The sequence below is a fragment of the Bacillus sp. TSO22 genome (assembly GCF_020223595.1).
In the GTDB taxonomy this organism is placed as follows: Bacteria; Bacillota; Bacilli; order Bacillales; family Bacillaceae; genus Bacillus; species Bacillus inaquosorum.
The window spans coordinates 244,636-269,467 of the sequence record NZ_JAHAWO010000004.1; the positions used below are offsets into that span (position 1 = coordinate 244,636).

At 40.3% G+C, this 24,832-nt stretch carries 19 protein-coding genes; 17 read left to right on the forward strand and 2 right to left on the reverse strand.

All coding sequences use genetic code 11. The annotated features are described in order from the left end of the window. Window positions 1–5 precede the first annotated feature (5 nt). From KHQ79_RS06210 to tagH, 4 genes are all read left to right on the forward strand, one after another. The gene (locus KHQ79_RS06210; protein ID WP_225514434.1) at window positions 6–2,024 is read left to right on the forward strand and encodes an alpha-glucosyltransferase N-terminal domain-containing protein; all 2,019 of its coding nucleotides are present in this window, start codon (window positions 6–8) and stop codon (window positions 2,022–2,024) included. 88 nt (window positions 2,025–2,112) lie between these two features. Then, the gene (gene tagF, locus KHQ79_RS06215; RefSeq protein ID WP_225514436.1) at window positions 2,113–4,284 is read left to right on the forward strand and encodes a teichoic acid poly(glycerol phosphate) polymerase; all 2,172 of its coding nucleotides are present in this window, start codon (window positions 2,113–2,115) and stop codon (window positions 4,282–4,284) included. A gap of 165 nt (window positions 4,285–4,449) precedes the next feature. After that, complete coding sequence (tagG, locus tag KHQ79_RS06220; RefSeq protein WP_100276450.1) at window positions 4,450–5,277, forward strand: teichoic acids export ABC transporter permease subunit TagG; 828 nt, start codon at window positions 4,450–4,452, stop codon at window positions 5,275–5,277. A 19-nt stretch (window positions 5,278–5,296) separates the two neighbouring features. Further along, window positions 5,297–6,880 (forward strand): teichoic acids export ABC transporter ATP-binding subunit TagH, encoded by a 1,584-nt coding sequence (gene tagH / locus KHQ79_RS06225; RefSeq protein ID WP_225514438.1) that lies wholly within the window; start codon window positions 5,297–5,299, stop codon window positions 6,878–6,880. Between the two features lie 38 nt (window positions 6,881–6,918). On the opposite strand, the gene galU is transcribed toward tagH, so the two are convergent. Further along, a complete protein-coding gene (gene galU / locus KHQ79_RS06230; protein WP_029316912.1) occupies window positions 6,919–7,797 on the reverse strand; it encodes a UTP--glucose-1-phosphate uridylyltransferase GalU in 879 nt (292 codons plus the stop codon). A gap of 237 nt (window positions 7,798–8,034) precedes the next feature. Here galU and wecB point away from each other — a divergent pair, with 237 nt between their 5' ends. Next, window positions 8,035–9,177: a non-hydrolyzing UDP-N-acetylglucosamine 2-epimerase gene (gene wecB, locus KHQ79_RS06235; RefSeq protein ID WP_225514440.1), complete on the forward strand. Its 1,143-nt coding sequence runs from the start codon at window positions 8,035–8,037 to the stop codon at window positions 9,175–9,177. 40 nt (window positions 9,178–9,217) lie between these two features. On the opposite strand, the gene tagU is transcribed toward wecB, so the two are convergent. Continuing rightward, window positions 9,218–10,138 carry a polyisoprenyl-teichoic acid--peptidoglycan teichoic acid transferase TagU gene (gene tagU, locus KHQ79_RS06240; RefSeq protein WP_225514442.1) on the reverse strand — a complete coding sequence of 307 codons (921 nt, stop codon included), beginning with the start codon at window positions 10,136–10,138 and terminating at the stop codon, window positions 9,218–9,220. Between the two features lie 183 nt (window positions 10,139–10,321). Between tagU and KHQ79_RS06245 the strand changes: the two genes are divergently transcribed. From KHQ79_RS06245 to KHQ79_RS06300, 12 genes are all read left to right on the forward strand, one after another. After that, complete coding sequence (locus KHQ79_RS06245) at window positions 10,322–10,630, forward strand: hypothetical protein (protein ID WP_100276405.1); 309 nt, start codon at window positions 10,322–10,324, stop codon at window positions 10,628–10,630. A 23-nt stretch (window positions 10,631–10,653) separates the two neighbouring features. Then, window positions 10,654–12,771, forward strand: a complete 2,118-nt coding sequence (locus KHQ79_RS06250) for a SpoIID/LytB domain-containing protein (protein ID WP_225514443.1) — start codon at window positions 10,654–10,656, stop codon at window positions 12,769–12,771. A 40-nt stretch (window positions 12,772–12,811) separates the two neighbouring features. Then, window positions 12,812–14,302 (forward strand): N-acetylmuramoyl-L-alanine amidase LytC, encoded by a 1,491-nt coding sequence (gene lytC / locus KHQ79_RS06255; protein WP_225514445.1) that lies wholly within the window; start codon window positions 12,812–12,814, stop codon window positions 14,300–14,302. A gap of 226 nt (window positions 14,303–14,528) precedes the next feature. Then, complete coding sequence (locus KHQ79_RS06260; protein ID WP_003235493.1) at window positions 14,529–15,188, forward strand: sugar transferase; 660 nt, start codon at window positions 14,529–14,531, stop codon at window positions 15,186–15,188. A gap of 55 nt (window positions 15,189–15,243) precedes the next feature. Next, complete coding sequence (gene tuaB / locus KHQ79_RS06265) at window positions 15,244–16,695, forward strand: teichuronic acid biosynthesis protein TuaB (protein ID WP_029316911.1); 1,452 nt, start codon at window positions 15,244–15,246, stop codon at window positions 16,693–16,695. Next, entirely contained in the window at window positions 16,692–17,861 is a 1,170-nt protein-coding gene (tuaC, locus tag KHQ79_RS06270; RefSeq protein WP_119914357.1) for a teichuronic acid biosynthesis protein TuaC, read from the forward strand. The genes tuaB and tuaC overlap by 4 nt, the downstream gene beginning before the upstream one ends. A gap of 61 nt (window positions 17,862–17,922) precedes the next feature. After that, the gene (gene tuaD, locus KHQ79_RS06275) at window positions 17,923–19,308 is read left to right on the forward strand and encodes a UDP-glucose 6-dehydrogenase TuaD (RefSeq protein ID WP_225514447.1); all 1,386 of its coding nucleotides are present in this window, start codon (window positions 17,923–17,925) and stop codon (window positions 19,306–19,308) included. Between the two features lie 85 nt (window positions 19,309–19,393). Then, window positions 19,394–20,860 carry a teichuronic acid biosynthesis protein TuaE gene (tuaE, locus tag KHQ79_RS06280; protein ID WP_225514448.1) on the forward strand — a complete coding sequence of 489 codons (1,467 nt, stop codon included), beginning with the start codon at window positions 19,394–19,396 and terminating at the stop codon, window positions 20,858–20,860. 28 nt (window positions 20,861–20,888) lie between these two features. Next, on the forward strand, window positions 20,889–21,569 hold the full coding sequence (gene tuaF / locus KHQ79_RS06285; RefSeq protein ID WP_060399605.1) for a teichuronic acid biosynthesis protein TuaF: 681 nt from the start codon (window positions 20,889–20,891) through the stop codon (window positions 21,567–21,569). Between the two features lie 23 nt (window positions 21,570–21,592). Then, window positions 21,593–22,351 carry a teichuronic acid biosynthesis protein TuaG gene (gene tuaG / locus KHQ79_RS06290; RefSeq protein WP_019259613.1) on the forward strand — a complete coding sequence of 253 codons (759 nt, stop codon included), beginning with the start codon at window positions 21,593–21,595 and terminating at the stop codon, window positions 22,349–22,351. A 28-nt stretch (window positions 22,352–22,379) separates the two neighbouring features. Continuing rightward, complete coding sequence (gene tuaH / locus KHQ79_RS06295) at window positions 22,380–23,573, forward strand: teichuronic acid biosynthesis protein TuaH (RefSeq protein ID WP_225514851.1); 1,194 nt, start codon at window positions 22,380–22,382, stop codon at window positions 23,571–23,573. A 144-nt stretch (window positions 23,574–23,717) separates the two neighbouring features. Next, window positions 23,718–24,794, forward strand: a complete 1,077-nt coding sequence (locus KHQ79_RS06300; RefSeq protein ID WP_100276399.1) for an MraY family glycosyltransferase — start codon at window positions 23,718–23,720, stop codon at window positions 24,792–24,794. Window positions 24,795–24,832: the final 38 nt, after the last annotated feature.

Below are 24,832 nucleotides of genomic sequence, written 5' to 3' on the forward strand. Positions count from 1 at the left end.
AGAAATTGTCTTTACATGCGGTGAGTGAATCTAATATAAAACAAATTCCTGACATGAATTATTATTTTATCTCTGGTGGTCTGCCAAGTAATTATGGCGGTCTGACGAAATCATTATTATTGCGTTCTAAATTATTTGGAGAAGAGTGTAACCAAAATACATTTTTCTTAACGTTTCGTTTTGATCTAGAGTTGTCTTCTAAGATTGACGAATTGTACAACAACGCTAAGATTGATAAAAAATTCACGAGTGTTATTAATCTATTCGATGATTTTTTAAGTGAAAAAACAAATGGGAAAAGATTATACGACGAAAGGATAGGTCTTGACCAGATAAAAAAGCAAGCTGGCATGGGGAAGTTTGCAAAAACTGTATCAAGATTGTTTGGTAATAAGAACAATGAAATTTCTGTAGTTTACTATGGAGATGAGAAGACGATCCGTTATGTCGATTATTGGAACGATAAAAACCAGCTCATAAAGAGAGAGGAATATACGAAGAACGGTAATTTAGTTCTTATTACTCATTTTGATGTGCAACTAAACAAAATGTATCTGCAGGAATATATTAATGAAAAAAATCAAGTATATTTAGACAAACTCTATGTATGGAACAATGAAGCAAAAGATGTTCAATTATCTCATATTATTTGGTACTCCCTTGAGGGTGAGATAAAAGTAAAAGATGAATCGGAACTGCGTCAATATTGGATAGAACATCTGCAAAACGAAAATGATAAACCTAAGTTGTTTTTAGTAGACAGCAGGCCGCAAGACAAACATGTTTTCAAAGTGAAAAAATCCCCTTCTTCGTATTATGGAGCAATCATTCATAACAAACATTACGGTAACAACAAATATCAAATTAAGGGCCGCTATAAAGAAGTTTTTAGTCAGATGTATAATTTGGATGCTGTCTTTTTTATAACTGAGGAACAGTTAGAAGATTTTAAATTAATTTCAGGGGAACAAGAGACGTTTTTCTTTACTCCGCATACAATTGATAAGCCGCTTAATCCCGATGTATTGAATGTGCCGAGTGAAAAATACAAAGCTGTAATAATTTCAAGACTTGCATCTATGAAGAATCTAATACATGCAGTAAAAGCTTTTAGCTTAGTCGTGAAAGAAATTCCTGAAGCAAAACTTGATATATTCGGATCAGGTGAAGATTTTGAAAAAATAAAAAAAGAGATTGAAGATACCAAACTGAAGAATAATGTCTTTTTGAAAGGTTATACAGATAACCCTGACTCAGAGTTTCAAAAAGCTTGGCTAACCATTTCAACCTCTCACTTTGAAGGATTCGGTCTTTCAAATATGGAGGCGCTGAGCAATGGGTGCCCTGTCGTAACGTATGATTATGATTATGGAGCAAGGAGTTTAGTTACTGACGGAGTAAACGGGTATGTCATTGAACAGTATAATATAGAAAAGTTGGGTCAAGCCATTATCTCTTTAATGAAAGATGAAAGTACTCATCAGAAATTTTCAGAACAAGCCTTTAAAATGGCTGAAAAATATTCAAGACCCAACTATATCGAAAATTGGGCTTTTGCTTTAAATCAGATGATTGAGGTGCGTGCAGAAAGAGAGAAGCTCTCTAAACAGATTGGAAAAAAAGAACTATCTATTAGTTCTTATACCGAGGATTCTAATAAAAGCAAAATAGAAATTGATATTGAAAATTTTGATCATGATCTTATTAAAATCAGCTTAGTGGGCTTGGACAGAAAGAATAAGGCTGAAATTATTTCAACAGACTTACAAAGTGATCAGCACTTTATAATTGATCTAAAAAAAGATGTGAATATTGAAAAGATAGCAGCTAATAAAACTCAAGTCATTGATTTTTATATTCTTTTCAATGCAAATAGTCACATTAAAACAATGCGCAGACTTTCGAGTGAAGAAACAAAGTTGTCAGGAAACAATATAGTTACTGATAATGGTTTTAGAGTAGAGCCCTACACAACAGTTAAAGGGAATTTCTCTTGGAGGGTCACGGAAATAAAAGAGGGTTGATATTTTGCTGGGTAATGTCCTTAGTCGTGACACTAATAAAAGGAAGCAAAGAGGATAGAGCTTTTATACAGAGGAGCAGAAAAAAGTAATGATTGAAAACACTGTGATTAAATGTATTTTGAAAAGCTTGAAAAACAATTTAGGAAATCTTGAATTGTTGATCTCAATTGATTCAGAACAACAATTTTTAGAGGATCATCAGTTATTTTTAAAGCTAAAAGAGAGACGTTCAGGAACAGAATCTGAATTTTCGCTTCAAAACACTGGCTCATTAGAGTATAAAGCTGATGTGAATATTCATGGTTTTCCTATGCCTATTGAAATGGGACAAACATATGACTTTTATGTTGAATTCCGAAAAAAATATGAAGATGCGGAGCAGGAACAATTACCATTATTGAAACGTCTTTCTGCCGAAGTAGATACAATTGAGCGCGCCTTTCATGTTGATCAAACTACAGAACTTTTAATTTTGCCATACACAACTGATAAAGGCAACTTTTCTATTAAGGTGAAAAGAGAGGCCAAAATCATCAGGTTTGATCAAATTGAGATTAACTCTGAAGAAATAAGCATAACCGGTTATGCTGGTTACCTGAGTTCCGAAAATCAGTATCGGATAAAAGACTTGAACCTTATCTTAAAAAAGGGCGGAGAAACACCTATTGAGGAAAAGTTTCCAATCCAGCTTGAAGGAAAAACACAAGGGCTTGAAAACATGAGAGTAGACGGTTTTGTTCCGGAATTATATGATTTTGAAGTGAAAGTGCCTTTGAAAGAAATTCCTTATTCAAATGAAAAACGTTATGCTTATCGTCTTTTTATGGAGTATGTATGCACTGACAAGGACGGAACGGAGTTTCAGTTCAACAGCACTGCTCTTGTTTTAGGAGATCGAAAAAACAAATTAAAAGGATTAGTAAGTGTTATAAAATCTAACAACGCACCGGTTCGTTATGAGGTCTTTAAGAAAAAGAAAAAACAGACTCTAGGTATCAGAGTAAACGACTATAGCCTTAATACAAGGATTAAATACTTTGTTAAAGGAAAAAAGAAGCAGTTTGTATCAAAAATAAAAAAGATCAAAAAAATGAGAAATAAGTTTATCACAAAAACATACAAATCATTATTCATGATGGCTAGCAGGATGCCTGTTAAAAGGAAAACAATCATTTTTGAAAGTTTTAACGGGAAACAATACAGTTGTAATCCAAGAGCGATTTATGAATATATGCGGGAAAACCACCCTGATTATAAAATGTACTGGAGTGTAAATAAACAATATTCAGCGCCATTTGATGAAAAGGGGATTCCTTATATTAGTCGTCTCTCAATAAAATGGCTTTTTGCTATGGCAAGAGCCGAGTACTGGGTTGTTAACAGCAGGCTTCCATTATGGATTCCAAAACCAAAGCACACAACATATTTACAAACATGGCATGGCACGCCTTTAAAACGACTTGCAATGGATATGGAAGAAGTCCATATGCCTGGCACAAACACCAAAAAATATAAAAGGAATTTTATCAAAGAAGCTTCTAACTGGGATTACTTGATTTCACCAAATGGATATTCAACTGAGATCTTTGCACGTGCGTTTCAGTTTAACAAAACAATGATTGAGTCCGGATATCCTAGAAATGACTTCCTTCACAATGATAATAATGAAGAAACAATATCTTCAATTAAGAGCAGATTAAATATTCCTAGAGATAAAAAGGTCATTTTATATGCTCCTACATGGAGAGATGATCAGTTTTATGCAAAAGGGCGTTATAAGTTCGATCTCGATTTAGATTTGCATCAGCTTAGACAAGAGCTTGGAAATGAATATATTGTGATTTTAAGAATGCATTATCTGGTAGCTGAGAATTTTGATTTGGGGCCTTTTGAAGGGTTTGCATTTGATTTTTCTGCTTATGAGGATATACGAGAATTGTATATGGTCTCTGATTTGCTTATTACTGATTATTCTTCGGTATTCTTTGATTTTGCAAATTTAAAACGACCAATGCTTTTCTTTGTTCCTGACATCGAAACCTACCGAGATAAGTTACGTGGTTTCTACTTTGATTTTGAAAAAGAAGCTCCTGGTCCATTAGTGAAAACTACTGAAGAAACGATTGAGGCTATCAAACAGATCTCATCGCCTGGTTATAAGCTTCCGGTTTCTTTTGGTCCTTTTTATGATAAGTTTTGCTATTTAGAGTCAGGACGTTCATCGGAAAAGGTTGTTCATACTGTATTTAAAGCTGAATAATTTAGGTTATTATATAAAATGTGTAGCTGTCGATATTTCGGCAGCTTTTTAGATACTTGTTGAGAAGTGAAAAAAAATGCAGGATCTGTTACAATAATCAGCGGTGCTTTCAAATTTTTAAACAGAAAGATTCCCAAAAACAATTAAGTCTAAGGAAGATAAAAAATGAATGATTTGTTGCGAATACTCAGAGAGCAAATAACGTCATTTCCTTTAATTTTAAGATTGGCGGCTTATGAAACCAAGTCTAAATATCAAATGAATTATTTAGGTGTCTTATGGCAGTTCTTAAATCCGCTTATCCAAATGCTGGCCTACTGGTTCGTATTTGGTATGGGGATTAGAAAGGGCGGTCCTGTGACAACCGGAGCGGGCGAAGTACCTTTTATTATTTGGATGCTGGCAGGATTAATCCCATGGTTTTTCATCAGTCCAACTATACTTGATGGCTCAAACAGTGTATTTAAGCGCATTAATATGGTGGCTAAAATGAACTTTCCGATTAGTTCACTACCATCGGTGGCCATTGCATCTAACTTATTTAGTTATGTCATCATGATGGTGATTTATATCATTGTACTACTAGTTAATGGTGTTTTCCCGAGTGTGCATTGGTTACAATATATTTATTACTTCATCTGTATGATTGCTTTTATGTTTTCGTTTAGTTTGTTTAATTCAACGATCAGTGTACTGATTAGGGATTATCAATTTTTGCTGCAGGCCGTAACAAGACTTTTGTTTTTCTTGTTGCCAATTTTTTGGGATGTTAATGCAAAACTCGGTCATAGCCATCCCGAATTAGTGCCTATTCTGAAGCTGAATCCACTATTCTACATTATTGATGGGTTCCGCAACAGCTTCTTAGACGGCCAATGGTTTTTCCAAGATATGAAGTACACACTGTATTTCTGGCTGATGACATTCCTTTTATTGTTAGTAGGTTCTATCCTGCATATGAAATTCAGAGATAAGTTTGTTGACTTTCTTTAATACGTAAGGAGATTGTACGATGAAACTAAAAGTTTCGTTTCGAAATGTTTCAAAGCAGTATCATTTGTATAAAAAACAATCGGACAAGATTAAAGGATTGTTTTTTCCGGCTAAGGATAATGGTTTTTTTGCTGTGCGGAATGTCTCCTTTGACGTGTATGAGGGAGAGACAATCGGCTTTGTAGGGATAAATGGGTCAGGGAAATCGACCATGTCTAACCTGCTGGCTAAAATTATTCCGCCGACCAGCGGTGAAATTGAAATGAACGGCCAGCCGTCGCTGATTGCGATTGCTGCCGGTTTAAATAATCAACTGACGGGCCGGGACAATGTCCGGCTCAAGTGTCTAATGATGGGGTTAACCAATAAAGAAATTGATGACATGTATGACAGTATCGTTGAATTTGCAGAGATTGGCGATTTTATTAATCAGCCGGTTAAAAACTATTCCAGCGGTATGAAATCGCGACTCGGTTTCGCGATTTCCGTTCATATTGACCCTGACATTTTAATTATTGACGAAGCGCTCTCCGTAGGGGACCAAACGTTTTATCAGAAGTGTGTAGACAGAATAAATGAGTTTAAAAAGCAAGGAAAAACCATATTTTTTGTCAGCCACTCCATCGGCCAGATTGAAAAGATGTGTGACCGCGTCGCTTGGATGCACTACGGCGAGCTTCGTATGTTTGATGAGACAAAAACAGTTGTCAAAGAGTACAAAGCGTTTATTGACTGGTTTAATAAGCTGTCGAAAAAAGAAAAAGAAACATATAAAAAAGAGCAAACGGAAGAGCGGAAGAAAGAAGATCCTGAAGCGTTTGCCCGTTTCCGCAATAAGAAGAAAAAGCCGAAATCACTGGCTAATGCTATTCAAATTGCTATTTTGTCTATTCTGACAGTCTTCATGGCGGGAACGATGTTCTTTAATGCCCCGCTTCGTACAATTGCTTCGTTTGGCGCGATTCCGCAAAATGAAGTGAAGAAGCATGATGGAGATGCAAAGGGCAAAGCAGAGGAACACTTAACTGCAGTCAATAAGCAAGGGGTTATAGCAGCTGAAAAAGCGTCTGTTTATAAGGATCAAGATTTGAAGCAGGAGGCTGGCGTTACACTGCCATTCGGTACCGAGGTGACGGTAGCTGCAAAAGGCAAAAAAGCAGTGAAAATAAAGTTTGATGAGAAGTCTTATTTTGTGAAACAGAGCGCTGTTGCAACAAACGTGAAACATGCTGAATTGCAGGCTGCGGCCTTTACGCCTTATGTCCCGCAAAATGCAGCATCTTCCTATGATTACTTCATGAAATTCTTGGGAGACAGCAGTACCAGCATTCAATCGAAATTGAATGGATATACTGAAGGAGATACAGCTGACGGCAGAAAAACGTTAGATTTTGATTATGAAAAAATCAGCTATGTCTTGGAGAATGGTAAAGCATCAGAGCTTATCTTTCATAACATTTCTCCCGTTACTCCGGCGTCACTATCTTTAAGTGACAGCGATGTATTGTATGACAGCAGCAAGAATCGTTTTCTTATAAATACAGCTGATCTGGTTTTTGCAGTTGATAATGAAGAGCATACGCTGACCTTGATGTCGAAATAAGAAAAGGCTATTGGATGAATCTCCAATAGCCTTTTTGTTTAGATTTCTTCTTTGTTTAGTAAACCTTCCATAAATGGAACGAGCTGCTCGCGAAGCTCTTTATCCTGCATCGCAAATTCAAGAGTTGTTGTGATAAAGCCGAGCTTTTCGCCAACATCATAACGCTTGCCTTCAAAATCGTAAGCAAACACTCTTTGAATTTCATTCAGTTTTTGGATGGCGTCTGTCAGCTGAATTTCACCGCCGGCGCCAACCTGCTGCTCCTCTAAGTACATGAAGATCTCAGGTGTGAAAACGTAACGGCCTAAGATGGCAAGGTTAGAAGGTGCAGTGCCTTTAGGCGGCTTCTCAACGAAATTTTTCACCTGGTAACGGCGGCCCTCACTTGTCAGCGGGTCGATAATGCCGTAGCGGTGTGTTTCATCTTCAGGCACTTGCTGAACACCGATAATAGAAGAAAGTGTTCTTTCGTATTCATCCATTAATTGGCGCAACCCTGGTGTTTCTGCCTGTACAATATCGTCTCCAAGCAGAACCGCAAACGGCTCGTCACCAATAAAGTTGCGTGCGCACCAGACAGCGTGTCCGAGTCCTTTAGGCTCTTTTTGGCGGATATAGTGAATGTCAGCCAGGTTAGAAGCTTTTTTCACTTTTTCAAGAAGTTCAGTTTTTCCTTTTTCTTCTAGGTTTCTTTCAAGCTCAGGAGAGTAATCAAAATGATCCTCAATCGCACGCTTGCTTTTTCCTGTTACGATAATAATATCTTCAATACCGGCTTCAACAGCTTCTTCAATTATGTATTGAATGGTAGGCTTATCAACGATAGGAAGCATTTCTTTCGGCATTGCTTTCGTAGCCGGAAGAAAACGTGTTCCTAAGCCTGCTGCTGGAATTATGGCTTTACGTACTTTTTTCATTTAAAGGCACCTTCCTTATGATCGAAAAAATTTATGGTTAAACTATTCTCTATTTACCCTAATAATTATGTTTTTACACATTTTCATGATATAGGATAAACCATTTTTAAACAAGGTTTATCCTTAATACATATATAATTTTATTTGAATCGGAATGAAATGATTTAAAATGATATATTTTTATGTAGAATAAGGAGTATGAATTTATTTACTTTAGCAGAAAACCAGGTGACAAATATGAAAAAACTAAAAGTCATGACCGTTTTCGGGACCAGGCCGGAAGCGATCAAGATGGCACCGCTTGTGCTTGAATTGAGAAAATATCCTGAAATAGATTCCTATGTGACGGTCACTGCACAGCACAGACAAATGCTCGATCAGGTTTTAGATGCGTTTCACATAAAGCCTGATTTCGATTTGAACATTATGAAGGAGCGGCAGACGCTGGCAGAGATTACGTCCAACGCACTTGTGAAATTGGATGAGCTGTTTAAAGACATCAAGCCCGATATTGTGCTTGTCCATGGTGATACGACGACGACATTTGCCGGAAGCCTAGCCGCTTTTTATCATCAAATTGCTGTTGGCCATGTGGAGGCTGGGCTCCGTACGGGGAATAAGTATTCTCCATTTCCGGAAGAGCTCAACCGCCAGATGACCGGTGCGATTGCTGATTTGCATTTTGCACCGACAGGCCAGGCCAAAGACAATTTATTAAAAGAAAATAAAAAGGCAGACTCCATTTTTGTAACGGGCAATACAGCGATAGACGCACTCCGCACAACGGTGAGGGACGGCTATTCACATCCTTGCCTTGATCAGGTGGGCGAGGATAAAATGATTCTGCTGACCGCGCATCGCCGGGAAAATCTAGGTGAGCCAATGGAAAACATGTTCAAGGCCATCCGCAGAATTGTTGAGGAATTTAAAGATGTACAGGTCGTTTACCCTGTGCACCTGAATCCTGTTGTCCGGGAAGCGGCTCAGAAGCATTTTGGCGATTCTGACAGAGTGCATCTGATTGAACCTTTAGAAGTTATTGATTTCCATAACTTTGCGGCAAAATCGCATTTCATTTTGACAGATTCTGGCGGCGTGCAGGAGGAAGCACCATCTCTCGGGAAACCGGTGCTTGTGCTGCGTGATACGACGGAACGGCCTGAAGGAGTGGAAGCGGGGACGCTGAAGCTTGCGGGGACGGATGAGGAAAACATTTATCAGCTGGCAAAACAGCTGTTAACTGATGATGATGAGTACCAGAAAATGTCCTACGCTTCTAATCCGTACGGAGATGGAGAGGCTTCGCGACGGATTGTGGAAGAATTGCTGTATCATTACGGATATCGGCAAGACCATCCGGACTCATTTACAGGAAAATAAAAAAAGAAGCTTTGCACACTGTGCGAAGCTTCTTTTTGTTTTAATTTTCGAGGCTTTCCTTCAGCTCTTTTGTGATATCGGAAAGTGCGCTTTCATCAGCCTGGTAGTAGTAAATTCCGTTGATTTTCGTGCCTGTACCTTTTAGTTCGTGCTGTTTAATCTTTTTACGCGCGCCTTTGTAGTCGGACTGGATATCCCACATGTCATCGAAGGTCAAGTTCGTTTTCACATTATCTTCAACGACTTTAAACATATCTCCAAATTTCGTGATAGAAGAAATATTTGCGCCTTTATTAATGATTCCTTCGATCACTTGTCGCTGGCGGTCCTGGCGGCCGAAATCGCCTCTCGGATCTTCTTTTCTCATCCGGGTATAGGCGAGTGCTTCTTTTCCGTTCAGTGTGATTTCTCCTTTGCCGAACGAATAACCGTCATAGCTGAACGCGAATGTACTGTTTACTGTGATGCCGCCAAGTGTATCAACAACGTCTCTAAAGCTTTCCATGTTCACTTTTACAAAATAATCAACCGGAACATCGAGGAAGTTTTCAACCGTGTCAACCGTCATCTGCGTACCGCCGAATGCGTATGAATGGTTGATTTTATCCATTGTGCCTTTCCCGATAATTTTTGTATATGTGTCACGCGGAATGCTGACCATGTCAGTTGTATTCGTTTTTGGGTTAACGGTCATATAAATGAGCGTGTCGGCACGGCCTTTATCGCCGTCGCGTTCATCCACACCCATGATTAAGACGGAAACCGGATCTTTTTTATTGATGTTGACCTCAGTATCCCTCTTTTTAGATTTATCAATACTTTCATGAATACTTGCCACGGTTGAAGCTGCTTTATGCCATAAGTAGTATGCGTAGCCGCCTGTTCCGAGCACAAGAAGTCCGATTATCGTTAAAATTGTCAATAATAAGGTTTTTTTCTTTTTTCTGCGTTTACTTCTCATCCTTTGCACCTCGTCTGTTAAATTATTTTTATTATGAGTTAAATTTCCAATAAATACAACTCTATTTAATACAAGAATGAAATCCTAAAATAGTCGTTTTTTATTAAAAAAAGTTTCACTGTTTCTTAATTTTTCTTTAAAATATAAAATAGATTGACGATAAAACATAATGAGGTGAAAAAAATGAAAAAATTGATTGCTTTAATGTTCTTTATATTGCTTCTTTCGGGTTGCGGGGTTAATAGCCAAAAGAGCCAAGGTGAAGATGTATCGACAAACAGTAACATTGAAACAAAAGAAGGTATTTATGTAGGGTTAGCAGATACTCATACAATAGAAGTAACTGTAGATAATGAGGCGGTTAGTCTTGATATCACAGAAGAATCGACAAGTGATCTTGATAATTTTAACAATGGAGATAAAGTAAAGATTACATATGAAAAAAATAATGAGGGTCAGCTTCTGTTAAAAGATATTGAACGTGCCAACTAAGATATAGGGAGGAACCTGAAATTTTGAAATCTTGCAAACGATTGATAATGTGTTCGCTTGCTGCAATCTTATTATTGATTCCATCAGTTACTTTTGCAGCAGACTCAAACATCTCAGTTAAATTGTCAAATTATATTGGAAATAAATCGAGCATCAGTCTATCGCCAACAGGATTTTATAAAGTAACTGGAGATAATGTTGCTGTTACGAATCGCTTTGCAGGCGCTTCACGATATGAAACTGCAACTCTTGCATCCAGCAGTCAGTGGAAAAATCCTAATACAGTTATATTGGTGAATCGAGATATATTTATTGATGCATTGCCTGTTATTCCATTGGCAAAAAAACTGGATGCTCCAGTTTTATTTACTCAGCCTGATACGTTAACAAAAACTACTGAAAGACAAATTGCTAAGTTTAACCCTGATAATATTTTAATAATTGGGGGAGCACGAAGCATTTCAAAAGATGTAGAAAACAAGCTGAAACCATATGGAGCTGTGAAAAGGATAAGCGGAAAAAATAGATATGTATTATCAGAAAATATTGCAAAACAAATGGGCAGTTATGATAAAGCGATCGTTGTAACCGGAAGGGTATTTCAAGATGCTTTAGCCATTGCTCCGTACGCAGCAGCACACGGATACCCTATTTTGCTTACAGAGAAAGATAAGCTTCCGGATTATGATTTGCCAAAACAAGTAATCATTATAGGCAGTTCATTTAGTGTCAGTGATAGTGTAGAAAATCAAATTAAAAAAACTTCAACTGTACAGAGGATACCTGGATCAACCAGATATGAGCTCACAGCAAATATAATTAAGCAACTAAAGTTGAAGGCTGATAAAGTCGTAATGACGAACGGAACGAAATATGCAGACGTATTGGTAGGCGCTTCGCTTGCTTCGAAGAAAAACAGCCAAATTTTATTTATTAAACAAGATAGCGTTCCGACGGCGGCTAAAAGCATAACGAAGGATAAAGCCACATATGCATACGACTTTATCGGAAGCACCAGTTCTATTTCTGCTGAAGTCGAGAATTCACTTGCTGATGAATTTTATTTAGCAAACGGAAGCACCTATAATCTAAAAATCAGCAGCGGAAAATTAAATCTTGAAAATATCAAAACTTACGGAAACTCTCTAAGAATTAAACCGGAAAACTATTCTACTTCTAACAGGATTAGTCTTAATGGAAAGCAGTATCTTGGAACGGTTAATTTCTCTATTGAATCTACTAAATATATCCGACCGGTAAATGAAAATATTCCATTTGAGGATTACTTAAAAGGCGTTATTCCGAATGAAATGCCTGCAAGCTGGTCACTTGAGGCTCTTAAAGCACAGACTGTCGCTGCAAGAACCTACTCGATAACAAAAACAGGAACTACTGTACCTGATACAACCGCTTTTCAAGTTTATGGAGGATACAGTTGGAATTCAAATACCAATAAAGCGGTTGAGCAAACGAAGGGGAAAGTTCTGAAATATAACGGATCTCTTGTGACTGCAGCTTATTCTTCCAGTAATGGCGGTTACACAGAAGCGAGTAACGAAGTATGGTCATCAAGTGTACCTTACTTGATTGCAAAGAAAGATACTAAGGATCCTCAAATAAACTGGACGCTTACTCTATCAAAAAAACAGCTTGATACGAATTCGCTGGACTTAACGAAGCCGTCTTCTTGGTGGTCTTCAGCAACTGAAGTTGATTCTGCAAGACTTTCTGGGGTTAAAAACTGGATCTTGAAAAATAAAGAAACAGGTGCTGACTCTGTCAAAATTGCGAGTATAGACGATTTGAGCTTTAGCGGTACGACGCAGGGACAACGTGCAAAAACAGCAACGATGAAAGTGAAGTATTTTGTTAAAAGCAGTACCGGCTCCTATAACTTGAGTAAAATTGCAACCATTAGTGTACCAACAACTGAGTTAAGAACAATGATTGGGGCGACTGTATTTAAAAGTACTTATGTGACTGTTAAAAAAGATACTTCAAAGTATACAATCAGCGGTAAGGGATACGGTCACGGAATCGGAATGAGTCAATATGGAGCAAAAGCAAGAGCAGAAGCTGGAGATTCATATAGTTCAATTTTGAAATTTTACTATCCTGGTACAACTCTGACAAGTTATTGATTATTTTAGGGTTTTAGAGGCCATTTAAGGAGGAAATCAATTGCGTTCTTATATAAAAGTCCTAACAATGTGTTTTCTGGGGCTCATTCTTTTTGTACCAACAGCATTGGCCGATAACTCGGTAAAAAGAGTCGGGGGAAGCAATAGATATGGCACTGCTGTTCAAATATCAAAGCAAATGTATTCAACAGCAAGTACAGCTGTAATTGTCGGTGGAAGTTCTTATGCAGATGCGATTTCAGCAGCACCTCTTGCTTATCAGAAGAATGCACCATTGCTTTACACAAATACTGATAAGCTTTCGTATGAAACAAAAACAAGATTGAAAGAGATGCAGACTAAAAATGTAATTATTGTGGGTGGTACACCTGCTGTTTCTTCTAACACTGCTAATCAGATTAAAAGCTTAGGGATAAGTATTAAACGAATTGCAGGAAGCAACCGCTATGATACGGCTGCACGGGTGGCAAAAGCGATGAATGCGACCTCAAAAGCTGTTATTTTAAATGGTTTCTTATACGCAGACGCTCCGGCAGTAATCCCTTATGCAGCGAAAAATGGTTATCCAATTCTTTTTACAAATAAAACATCTATAAATAGTGCGACAACATCGGTGATAAAAGATAAGGGGATTAATAGTACTGTTGTTGTAGGAGGTACTGGAAGTATCAGCAGTACGGTATATAATAAGCTGCCTTCCCCTCTAAGAATTAGCGGTTCAAACAGATATGAGCTTGCTGCAAATATTGTACAAAAACTTAATTTATCAACAAGCACCGTATATGTAAGCAATGGATTCAGTTATCCTGACTCTATTGCAGGAGCTACTTTGGCAGCTAAGAAGAAACAATCTCTTATTCTGACAAATGGTGAAAATTTATCTACAGGAGCTCGGAAAATCATTGGCAGTAAAAACATGTCTAACTTTACGATTATCGGAAACACTCCTGCTATAAGCACAAAAGTAGCTAATCAGCTAAAGAATCCTGTTGTAGGTGAAACAATTTTTATTGACCCCGGTCACGGTGATCAAGATTCAGGAGCTATCGGCAATGGACTCCTTGAAAAAGAGGTTAACCTTGACATAGCGAAAAGAGTAAATACAAAGCTAAATGCTTCGGGGGCTCTTCCAGTAATGTCGAGATCTAATGATACTTTTTATTCTTTACAGGAGAGAGTAAGTAAAGCAGCTTCTGCACAAGCAGATTTATTTATCAGTATACATGCAAATGCTAATGATAGCTCATCACCAAATGGAAGTGAGACGTACTACGATACAACATATCAAGCAGCAAATAGCAAGAGACTGGCTGAACAAATTCAACCAAAGTTAGCTGCTAATCTTGGAACGAGAGACCGGGGAGTAAAAACAGCTGGTTTCTACGTTATTAAATATTCTAAAATGCCAAGTGTTTTAGTTGAGACTGCCTTTATCACAAATGCATCTGATGCAAGTAAATTGAAACAAGCGGTTTATAAAGATAAAGCTGCACAAGCTATTCATGACGGCACAGTATCTTATTACAGATAATCGAAAGAGACAAATCTAATCACAGATTTGTCTCTTTTTTATATGAAATGATTAAAACAAATAGTACTTGTATATAAAATAGTAAAAGAGTATTAACAACATTTATCAGAAAAAACACGTAATTCACACTTTTTAACATACCATTTACATACAATTAACATCCGTCTGCTAAACTGACTGGCATAGGTCATCATAACATCCCAAACAAATCGTGAGGTGTGTGTCAGTGAGTGCAGAGAAAAGCATGAATGTGAGTCGTGAATTCTCAGTTCAGCAAATAAATTCTTTTACATTATCTGAAAAGACGACTCGTTATTTGGCAGTAAAGCGCGTAATGGATATTTGGTTTGCGCTCATTGGATTGGCGATTGCGCTGCCAATGATTGCGGTATTTTCAATATTGATTTGTTTGGAGACGCCGGGGCCTGCCATTTATACGCAGGAACGCGTAGGGAAAGGCGGAAAACCATTTAAGCTTTATAAGCTTCGTTCCATGAAAATAGATGCCGAGAAGTCCGGGGCTGTTTGGGCGCAGAAGCAAGATCCGCGGGTGACAAGGATCGGAGCTTTTATCAGAAGAACGAGAATTGACGAGCTTCCTCAGCTATTTAATGTGCTGAAAGGCGATATGAGTATGATTGGCCCTCGTCCGGAACGTCCCGTGTTTACGGAAAAATTCCAGAATGAAATTCCAGGCTTTACACAGCGTCTGGCTGTTAAACCGGGATTGAGCGGCTGGGCTCAGGTGAACGGCGGTTATGATATGACGCCGAAGGAAAAGCTGATATTTGATTTATATTACATTCGCAATCTGACTTTCACTTTAGAATTAAAAATTATGTTAAAAACTTGTAAAGTAGTCTGGACAGGTGATGGTGCAAGATAAAACTGAATGCCTGCATTCACCATCAATCTGAGCTTAAAAAGAAGTAGGGAATATGATGCCAAGTATTACAAAACAAATCATGAGCGGGGCAAAGTGGACAAGTATTTCAACCATGTGTATTACAATCATACAAATCGTTCAGTTTGCTCTGCTAGGAAATATGATGACCTTAACGGAATTTGGACTCGTCGGCATGATCACAACGGTTACAGTATTCGCCCAGATTGTGCTTGATATGGGTTTTGGCGCAGCGTTAATTCAGAGAGATGATGCGACGGAGCGACAGCTGTCAACACTGTATTGGCTTAATATTATGACCGGCGTTTTGCTGTTTGTTCTATTATATGTGAGCAGTCCCGTCATTGCGGGATTTTATCAAAGGGAAGAGCTGGTGTTTCTGATTCGGATTTTGGCGATTATGTTTTTAATCGCGCCAATCGGACAGCAGTATCAGTATATGCTGCAAAAGCAGCTGCATTTTAATACGTTAAGTAAAATTGAGATTTTTTCAAATGTATTGTCCTTCGGATATTTAGCGATAGCGGTTTTTATGATGGATGCGATTTTGGCATACGTCATTTCTCAAGTGCTGCTGCAGTCCAGTAAAGGGCTTTTATATTGGGCCGTATACCGGAAAAAATGGCACCCCGCTTTTGTTTTTGACTTGAGGGGAATGAAGGAGTTCTTTTCCTTTGGAGCCTTTCAGCTTTCATCCCGTCTTGTGAACAGGCTGGGAGCGAATATCGATATGATTTTGATCGGCCGGTTTATCGGTGCTGAAGCGTTGGGGATTTATAACCTTGCTTACCAGATTGTTACCATTCCGGTTTTGAAGATCAATCCGATTGTGACACGGGTGGCATTCCCTGTTTTCGCAAAAAACAAATATGAAAACAGCGTGATCAGAGAAGGATTTTTGAATATGACAAAAATGCTGGCGCTAGTGTCGTTTCCTCTGTTAATCGGGCTTGTGTCTGTGTCAGACGCCTTTATCGCAGCGGTATTTGGAGAAAAATGGCTTGCTGCTGTTCCGGTTCTAAATGTTTTGGCCATTGTCGGGATACTTAGAGTACTCATGAATCCAAATGGATCTGTACTTCTTGCTAAAGGAAGAGCGGACTTAGCGTTTTATTGGGATTCCGGTGTGCTGCTGCTTTACGGTTTGTCACTGTTTGCAGCTGTACAAACGGGAAATCTGCAGACAGTCGCATGGGTATATGCCATCATCAGCGTTTTCAATTTCCTGATCGGGCGCTGGCTCCTGTCATATGTCATTAAGCTTAACCTTTCGGCTTATTTCCAGTCTATTATGAAGCCGTTTCTGATCACAGCCGCGATGGGCATCATCGCGTTTGGTGTAAGTCTAGGTACAGAACACTTCAGTCTGCAGGCAGAAATGCGACTGGCCATTTCAGTGGCGGCCGGGGCGCTGTGCTATCTCTTTCTTTTGGTAAAAGCGTACCCTCAAACGAAAAGCAAACTACTAAGAAAAGGACGTTTGTCATGAAGATTTTGTGGATCACAAGCGTATATCCGAGCAGTCTGAAACCCGGTGAGGGTGTGTTTCATGAGACACAGGTGCAAGAGCTGCAAAAACTCGGGCTAGATATCACCGTGATATGCCCAAGGCCTTTTCATTCGGCCCCTGTCCGCATGCTGAAAAAGGCATATCGAAAAAAGGATGCCAGACCGGAGTATGAGATTAGGAAGGGGGTACCGGTTCACCGGCCTTTCTATCGAGCAGTTCCCGGCCAGCTGAAGTGGGCTCAGCCTCACCGGAGAATCGCATCAGCCGTTTTAAAAACGATGAAACAGCGCGACATACATCCGGATCTGATCCATGCGCATTTTGCCATGCCATCGGGCGGGGCTGCGGCAGTCGTGTCGGAGTCAGAGCGAATTCCTTATGTTCTGACCTTGCACGGCAGTGATGTGAATGTCTATCCGCATTACAGCAAAGGGGCGTTTAAAGCCTTCAATCGTGCGGTTGGTTCCGCGTCAGCCGTTTTAGCAGTCAGCCACAAGCTCCAGGAAGAAACCAAAACGCTTTCCGGCTTTGACAGCTCGGTTCTGCCGATCGGCATACAGCTGAGCCGCTTTCAGGAGAATGAGTCAACAAAAGAAGAAATCAGAAAAAAACTCGGGCTTCCGCTCGATCAGCGTCTGGCGGTCTATGTGGGACGGCTCGTCAGGGAGAAAGGCATTTTTGAACTGTCTGAAGCCATCGAATCGTTGAAGGAACCTCCTAAGGCAGTCTTTGTCGGGGATGGTCCTGCAAAATCATTGCTGATCCAGAAGGGACATATCGTCACAGGTCAAGTGCCCAATCATAAGGTAAGAGACTATTTGCTTGCGGCAGACATGTTCGTGCTTCCTTCTTACAGTGAGGGGATGCCGACTGTCGTGATTGAGGCGCTGGCGCTAAGAGTTCCTGTCATCTGTACAGATGTTGGCGGTGTGGCATCTTTATTCGGAAAGCATCAGCATTTGCTGATTAAACCGAAATCTGCTCAAGCCTTGGCGGAAGCGATCACTCTGTACGAACATGAGCAAATATGGAAACCGGAAGTTGCAGATGATTTGTATGAAATCGTGCAGGCGCAATTTGACGCCGGAAAAAATGCCAAGGCCTTGCATCATCAGTATCAGACGGTCATGAAAACGTCCGTTTAATCGTAAGAAACTGCGACCAATATAAATAAGAAGGTAATTTTACAGGAGAGGGATGAGCGCTGTGAAAAAAATAGCTGTAATTGGAACAGGTTATGTAGGACTCGTGTCAGGCACTTGCTTTGCGGAGATCGGCAATAAAGTTGTTTGCTGTGATATCGATGAATCAAAAATCAGAAGTCTGAAAAATGGAGTAATCCCGATCTATGAGCCAGGGCTTGCAGACTTAGTTGAAAAAAATGTGCTGGATCAGCGTCTGTCCTTTACTAACGATATCCCGTCCGCCATTCGGGCGTCAGACATTATTTATATTGCAGTCGGAACTCCGATGTCCAAAACAGGTGAAGCTGATTTAACGTACGTCAAAGCGGCGGCGAAAACAATCGGTGAGCACCTTAACGGCTACAAAATTATCGTAAATAAAAGCACAGTCCCGGTCGGAACAGGAAAACTCGTTCAATCAATCGTTCAAAAAGCTTCAAAGGGAAGATACTCATTTGATGTTGTATCTAATCCTGAATTCCTTCGGGAGGGCTCAGCGATTCATGACACGATGAATATGGAGCGTGCCGTGATTGGCTCAACAAGTCATAAAGCCGCTGCCATCATTGAGGATCTGCACCAGCCTTTCCACGCTCCTGTCATTAAAACAAACTTAGAAAGTGCAGAAATGATTAAATATGCCGCGAATGCGTTTCTGGCGACAAAGATTTCCTTTATCAACGATATCGCAAACATTTGTGAGCGAGTCGGCGCAGATGTTTCAAAAGTTGCTGATGGCGTGGGGCTTGACAGCCGTATCGGCAGAAAGTTCCTAAAAGCGGGTATTGGGTTTGGCGGCTCCTGTTTTCCTAAGGATACAACCGCACTGCTTCAAATCGCAAAATCGGCTGGCTATCCATTTAAGCTTATAGAAGCTGTCATTGAAACGAACGAAAAGCAGCGCGTTCACATTGTAGATAAACTCTTAACTGTTATGGGAAGCATCAAAGGAAGAACCATTTCCGTTCTCGGATTGGCCTTCAAGCCAAATACAAACGATGTGAGATCCGCTCCTGCTCTAGATATTATCCCGATGCTGCAGCTGCTGGGCGCACATGTAAAAGCATACGATCCGATTGCTATTCCTGAAGCCTCAGCGATCCTTGGCGAACAGGTCGAGTATTACACAGATGTGTATGATGCGATTGAGGACACTGATGCATGCCTGATCTTAACGGATTGGCCGGAAGTGAAAGAAATGGAGCTTGTAAAAGTGAAAACTCTCTTAAAACAGCCGATCATCATCGACGGCAGAAATTTATTTTCACTTGAAGAGATGCAGGCAGCCGGATACATTTATCACTCCATCGGCCGTCCTGCTGTTCGGGGAGCGGAGCCTGCTGACAAGTATTTTCCGGGCTTGCCGCTCGAGGAATTGGCTAAAGACTTGGGGAGCGTCAACCTATAAAAAGAAAAAGTGTTACTTGGTTAAAGCTGCTGGCTGCTTAGGCTCGGCCGCCGGCTCCTGAAACATCAGGAAAGGGGTTAAACATGTGAGTATCAAACGTTCAGCGGTCCATACGCTTTCGTTACTGGCCGCTGCCATATTTGGAGTCGTCCTATTGCTGGGAGCCATCCGTACAGATATAGGTTTAATACAGATGGCTGCCGTGCTTGCGGTGTTGGCAATTGGTCTGTTTGTACTGACGCTTGCAACCGCATTTACAACAAAAGAACGGCTCTTTATGGCTGTAATCTATATTTTGATCGCCTGCACTTTTTTAAATAATGCATTTTTCGCGATTCATCTTGGATTTTTCAGTTTGTTTCTTTACAGGCTTCTGCTCATTGCAGCGGGGTGCCTCCATGTGATCGGTGTGGTGCGGAATCGAACACATATTGAAAGATGGAACGGACTGCAAGTGAAAGGGATTTTGCTCTTTTTCGCTTTTTGGTTTATATACGGCCTTGTTTCTCTGCTGTGGGCCAAATCGGTGACAGCCGGCATCAAATATTTGGCCTTGTTGGCAATGGGAATTTTCTTCATTTACCTCATTGTCATGTACGTGCAAAAAATGGAGCGGCTCATGGTTGTTTATACCATTTGGCTGGTGATGACAGTATTCCTGATGATCATTGGTTTTTACAATCATATGACCCATCATCATCTCCCGAGTTCAACGCTATACAGCGGACCGGAATATAAGCAGCATTATCCGACATCGGTCTTTTTTAATCAAAATGACTTTGCAACATTTTTATCGATCAGCTTCTTTTTTTACATTACATTGGTGAAAAACATAAAGAATGGATACATCAAGGCGATTGGCCTTTTGCTCTCACTCTGTGCGTTGTATTTAATTTTTGCTACCGGTTCAAGAGCCAGCCTTCTGGGTATTTTTTCCGGCGCTGCTGTCTACATCTTCATTGTATTGCCGCCTGTTCTAAAGAAAATGGCCATCTGGCTGTCTGCGGCAGGAATCACCATTTTTGCGGTTCTTTTCGCCGGCCGAATTTATTCAAAGTTTTGGGAGCTATTTCTGGCCCCGCAGACGCTGCATTCATTTCATGACATGCTTCCGTCAAATGTGGCCCGGGCCAATCTGCTGAAAAACGCATGGCACTTTTTCCTTGATTCATACGGATTCGGAGTCGGAGCAGGGAATGTATCCTATTATCTTGAGCATCATGCTTTATATGATACTGACAACGTGACAGAGGTGCACAACTGGCTTGTTGAAATCCTTGCTAACTTTGGCTTGTTCATCATGCTGGGATATCTGGCCGTTTATGCTTACCTCATTTGGGTGCTTTACAAATTTTATGAAAGAAAATTGGGAAATCAGTCAAAACTGATCACAGAAGGGCTTATTACGGCATTGGTCAGTTTCCTGGTATCCAGTATCAGCCCAAGTTCTGTTTCAAATTTATTTTTCCATTGGGTGTTTCTGGCGCTCGTCATCGCCGCCGTGAATGTGTTAAGGCGATCCAGACAGATGCCTGAACCGCTGTACAGATAAACTGACTACAAAAAGCAGGGAGACTTATATGAACGATATATTGATAAGAATAGCCCGGCGTATTAAAAAAAATATCATTTGGATCATAGCAGTGCCAATTATATTAGGTGCGGCCGGTTATATCCTGCCGTCACAGATCGCTGATCAAAAGAGCTATACAGCCGAGGACACTTTGGCTGTGGGGAGCTATGATCATCCGGTTTATAACAGTACAGAGGAGATTCCGCTTCTGCTCAAGAGTGACTCTTTTTTGAAGGAGGCGCTTCCTGACGAAAAGGATGAAGATTTGGCAGAGATCAAAGAGAAGCTTACCATCAAAACGGAATCTAAATCTTTACTGACCTTGAGCTATAGCGACGAGGATAAGGATAGAACGGAATCCATCTTAAACGGCATTACCTCCGCCTTTCTCAAAAACGATCAAAAGCTATATTCAGAAAGAGAAGCCGTCATCCGCCGCAGCATAGATGCACTCGAAGGTGAGACGGTAAGCGAGGATTCCAAAGTGGATAAAGAGAGATTTTTGTATGAGCTGAAAAACACGCAGCTTAATCTGAAACCGGCCAGTGTTACTGATTCTGAAACCGTAAGTGAGGCAGCAGGCGGCGGAATGTCCCCGAAAAAGAAAGCGGTTCTTGGCGTTATGATCGGCCTCACGATTGCCTTTATGTTCGTTGTCATTCCTGAATTTTTCAGGGAATCCTTTTAAAATCATACGATGGAGATGTGATCATGACCAATTGGAAACCTCTCGTATCTGTCATTACACCTTCTTATAATGCGCGTGACTATATTGAAGACACGATTCATTCAGTGTTAGATCAGAGCCATTCTCATTGGGAAATGATTATCGTGGATGATTGCTCAACGGACGGGACACGCGACATTTTAAAGCAGTATGAAAAAATAGATGAAAGAATTCATGTCGTGTATCTGGAAGAGAACAGCGGAGCTGCGGTTGCTCGAAACAAAGCATTGGAGCGCGCTCAAGGACGTTATGTAGCATTTTTGGACAGTGATGATAAATGGAAAAAAGACAAACTGGAAAAGCAGCTTGATTTTATGATGGAGCGTTCCTGTGCGTTTTCTTTCACAGGCTACAGCTTAATGGCGCAGGACGGAACCCCGCTCGATAAATTTATTCATGCACCGGAAAGCCTGACGTACGATGACGCTCTGAAAAATACGATTATCGGCTGCTTGACCGTGATGATTGACAGGGAGCAAACGGGACAGATCCAAATGCCGAATATTAGAACGAGACAGGACTTGGCCACATGGCTGTCTCTTTTGAAAAAAGGATTTACCGCCTATGGAATGAATGAATGCCTAGCTGAATATCGGCTTGTAGATAACTCGATATCCAGCAACAAATGGAAGGCTGCGAAAAAAACGTGGTTTGTCTACAGGGAGATCGAACGGCTTCATTTCATCAAAGCCACATGGTGTTTTGTTCAATATGCAAAAAACGCGGTGAAAAAAAGATTATAGCCGCAGACAGAGAGAAAAGGTGATGAAGGTGGAAACAAAAGAAGCAATCATTCATGTGATCGTTGCCACTGCTGAATGGGGAAAAGACCAATTGAGATACAGAAGGCACCGGCTGGCAGAATTTTTAGCCGCTCAGGAGGAAACGAAGGAAGTCATTTGGGTGTGTCCGGCTCCACGCCCCCAAGGAAATGAATTTCAGCAAGTTCATTCAGGCATCAGGCAATTTGCTGTCAAAGACCTGCTGGAGAAAAAAATGTTTCGTTTCGGACGATATACAGATGTCTTTTACAGGCATAAGCTCAAACCTTTACTTGATGAGCTGACATCTGCTTCTGCAAACGGTGAACGCTGCTGTTTATGGTACACGTTCCCTGGATTTCCGCTGCTGTCTTCGCTGTATCCCTGGGATCAGGTCATTTATGATTGCAGTGATTTATGGGCAGCGCCGATCAGCGGCCGTTCAAATCTGCTGTCTGAGTTCCGGCGAAAAGTCATTAAATCGGCGGAGCTGAGAATTATAGACCGTGCAGATTCCATTACCTGCTCATCGGATTATCTTCACAAAGAAGTAGACAAAAAACTGACAGCAGGACGAGAAAAGGTTCATACAGTCGAAAACGGTGTTGAATATGAGCTGTTTTCTGCAAATAAACAAGCTCCCGATCGCAGCATATTGCAGGGAAGAGAAGGAACAGTATTAGGTTTTATCGGCGGGATCAAACCTAAACTCGATTTTAAAATGATTGAAGAAGCTGCGCTGCAAAAGCCTGATTGGACATTTTTATGGGTTGGTCCGGATGCCACCAACGGCGATGTCTCGTTTCAAGAGCTTTTGAGGCTTCCCAATGTCATATGGACCGGCCCGGCAGATCCAAAAGAAGTTCCGCATTATATGGAGCTTATCGATATCGGTATCATGCCATATAAAAAATCATCGTATAATCAAGCTGTGTTTCCGCTGAAACTATTTGAATTTTTGGCGACTGGAAAGCCTGTCGTCGGCTCTAATCTTCCGTCAACCTCAAAAATGAAACAGCCGTATGTATACGAATATGTAGAAGGCGATCATCCGATTGATTTTATAGTCGCTTGCGAAAAAGTGCTCAGTCAAAACGAAGATGAAACGTATAAAGAAATGCGCCGAAACATTGCCCGCGCGCAAGATTGGAATTGCTTATTTAAACAAATCATGAAATATACAGGGATTCAAAAACATGCGTAGTCCTATAAATTGGGATGCGCGTTTTTTGATTATACGTGTTTCTTTTTGATGAAGCTTGTTATAATAACTAAGGAGAAGGTATAATGGAAGGAACGGTTCTCTATATAAATAAAGACTTCATTTAATTCCAAAGGAGACTTCTTTATGCTTGACGAACGCATGATTCGCATTGTTGTTGCGTTTATTGTCTCGCTGCTTACAGTTTTAATCATAACCCCAATCGTAAAAAGGATTGCGATTAAAATAGGTGCAGTTGATCAGCCCGGCAATCGAAAAGTACATGACAAAATCATGCCCCGGATGGGCGGGCTGGCCATATTTATCGGGGTGGTTGCAGGCGTGCTTGCATCCGGTATATACACAGAAACAAGAATGACGGCTATTACAGTCGGGGCATTCATCATTATTGTGTTGGGTATTCTTGACGATAAATATCAATTAAGTGCAAAAGTTAAGTTTTTGATTCAATTAGGTGTAGCCATTATGATTGTAAGCACTGGCTTAAAAATGGACTTTTTCTCAGTACCTTTTTTAACAGAACGGTTTGAGTTAGGATGGATGGCTTATCCGCTGACAGTATTATGGATTGTCGGCATCACAAACGCGATTAACCTGATTGACGGATTAGATGGCCTTGCCGCAGGTCTCTCTGTTATCGGCCTGTCAACGATCGCCGTCATGGCGCTATCGGGCGGAAAAGTACTGATTCTGTCACTTTCATTGGTTGTGATCGCCAGTACGCTTGGATTTTTGTTTTACAACTTCCACCCGGCAAAAATCTTTATGGGTGATACAGGATCACTTTTTTTAGGGTATAGTATTTCGATTCTTTCATTATTAGGCTTGTATAAAAGCGTAACATTGTTCAGTATCGTTATCCCGATTATTATATTGGGCGTACCGATTTTTGATACAACATTTGCAATCATCAGGAGAATATTAAACAAACAGCCCATTTCGGCACCAGATAAGTCGCATATCCACCACAGACTGATGGCCTTTGGCCTTTCACATCGGATGTCGGTCATTGTGATTTATCTAATTGGATTTATTTTCAGCATAAGTGCAATTGTACTTAAAAGTGCCACAATCTGGCTTTCTTTGTTTATTATCTTCATTTTAATTATTTTTATGCAGATTATTGCAGAAGTGACAGGACTTGTGAATGAAAAATTTAAGCCGTTTACGAAATTTTATAAACGGCTGTTGAAAAGGAATTAAAAACTCCGGCTGAATTGCCGGAGTTTTTTTCTGCACAA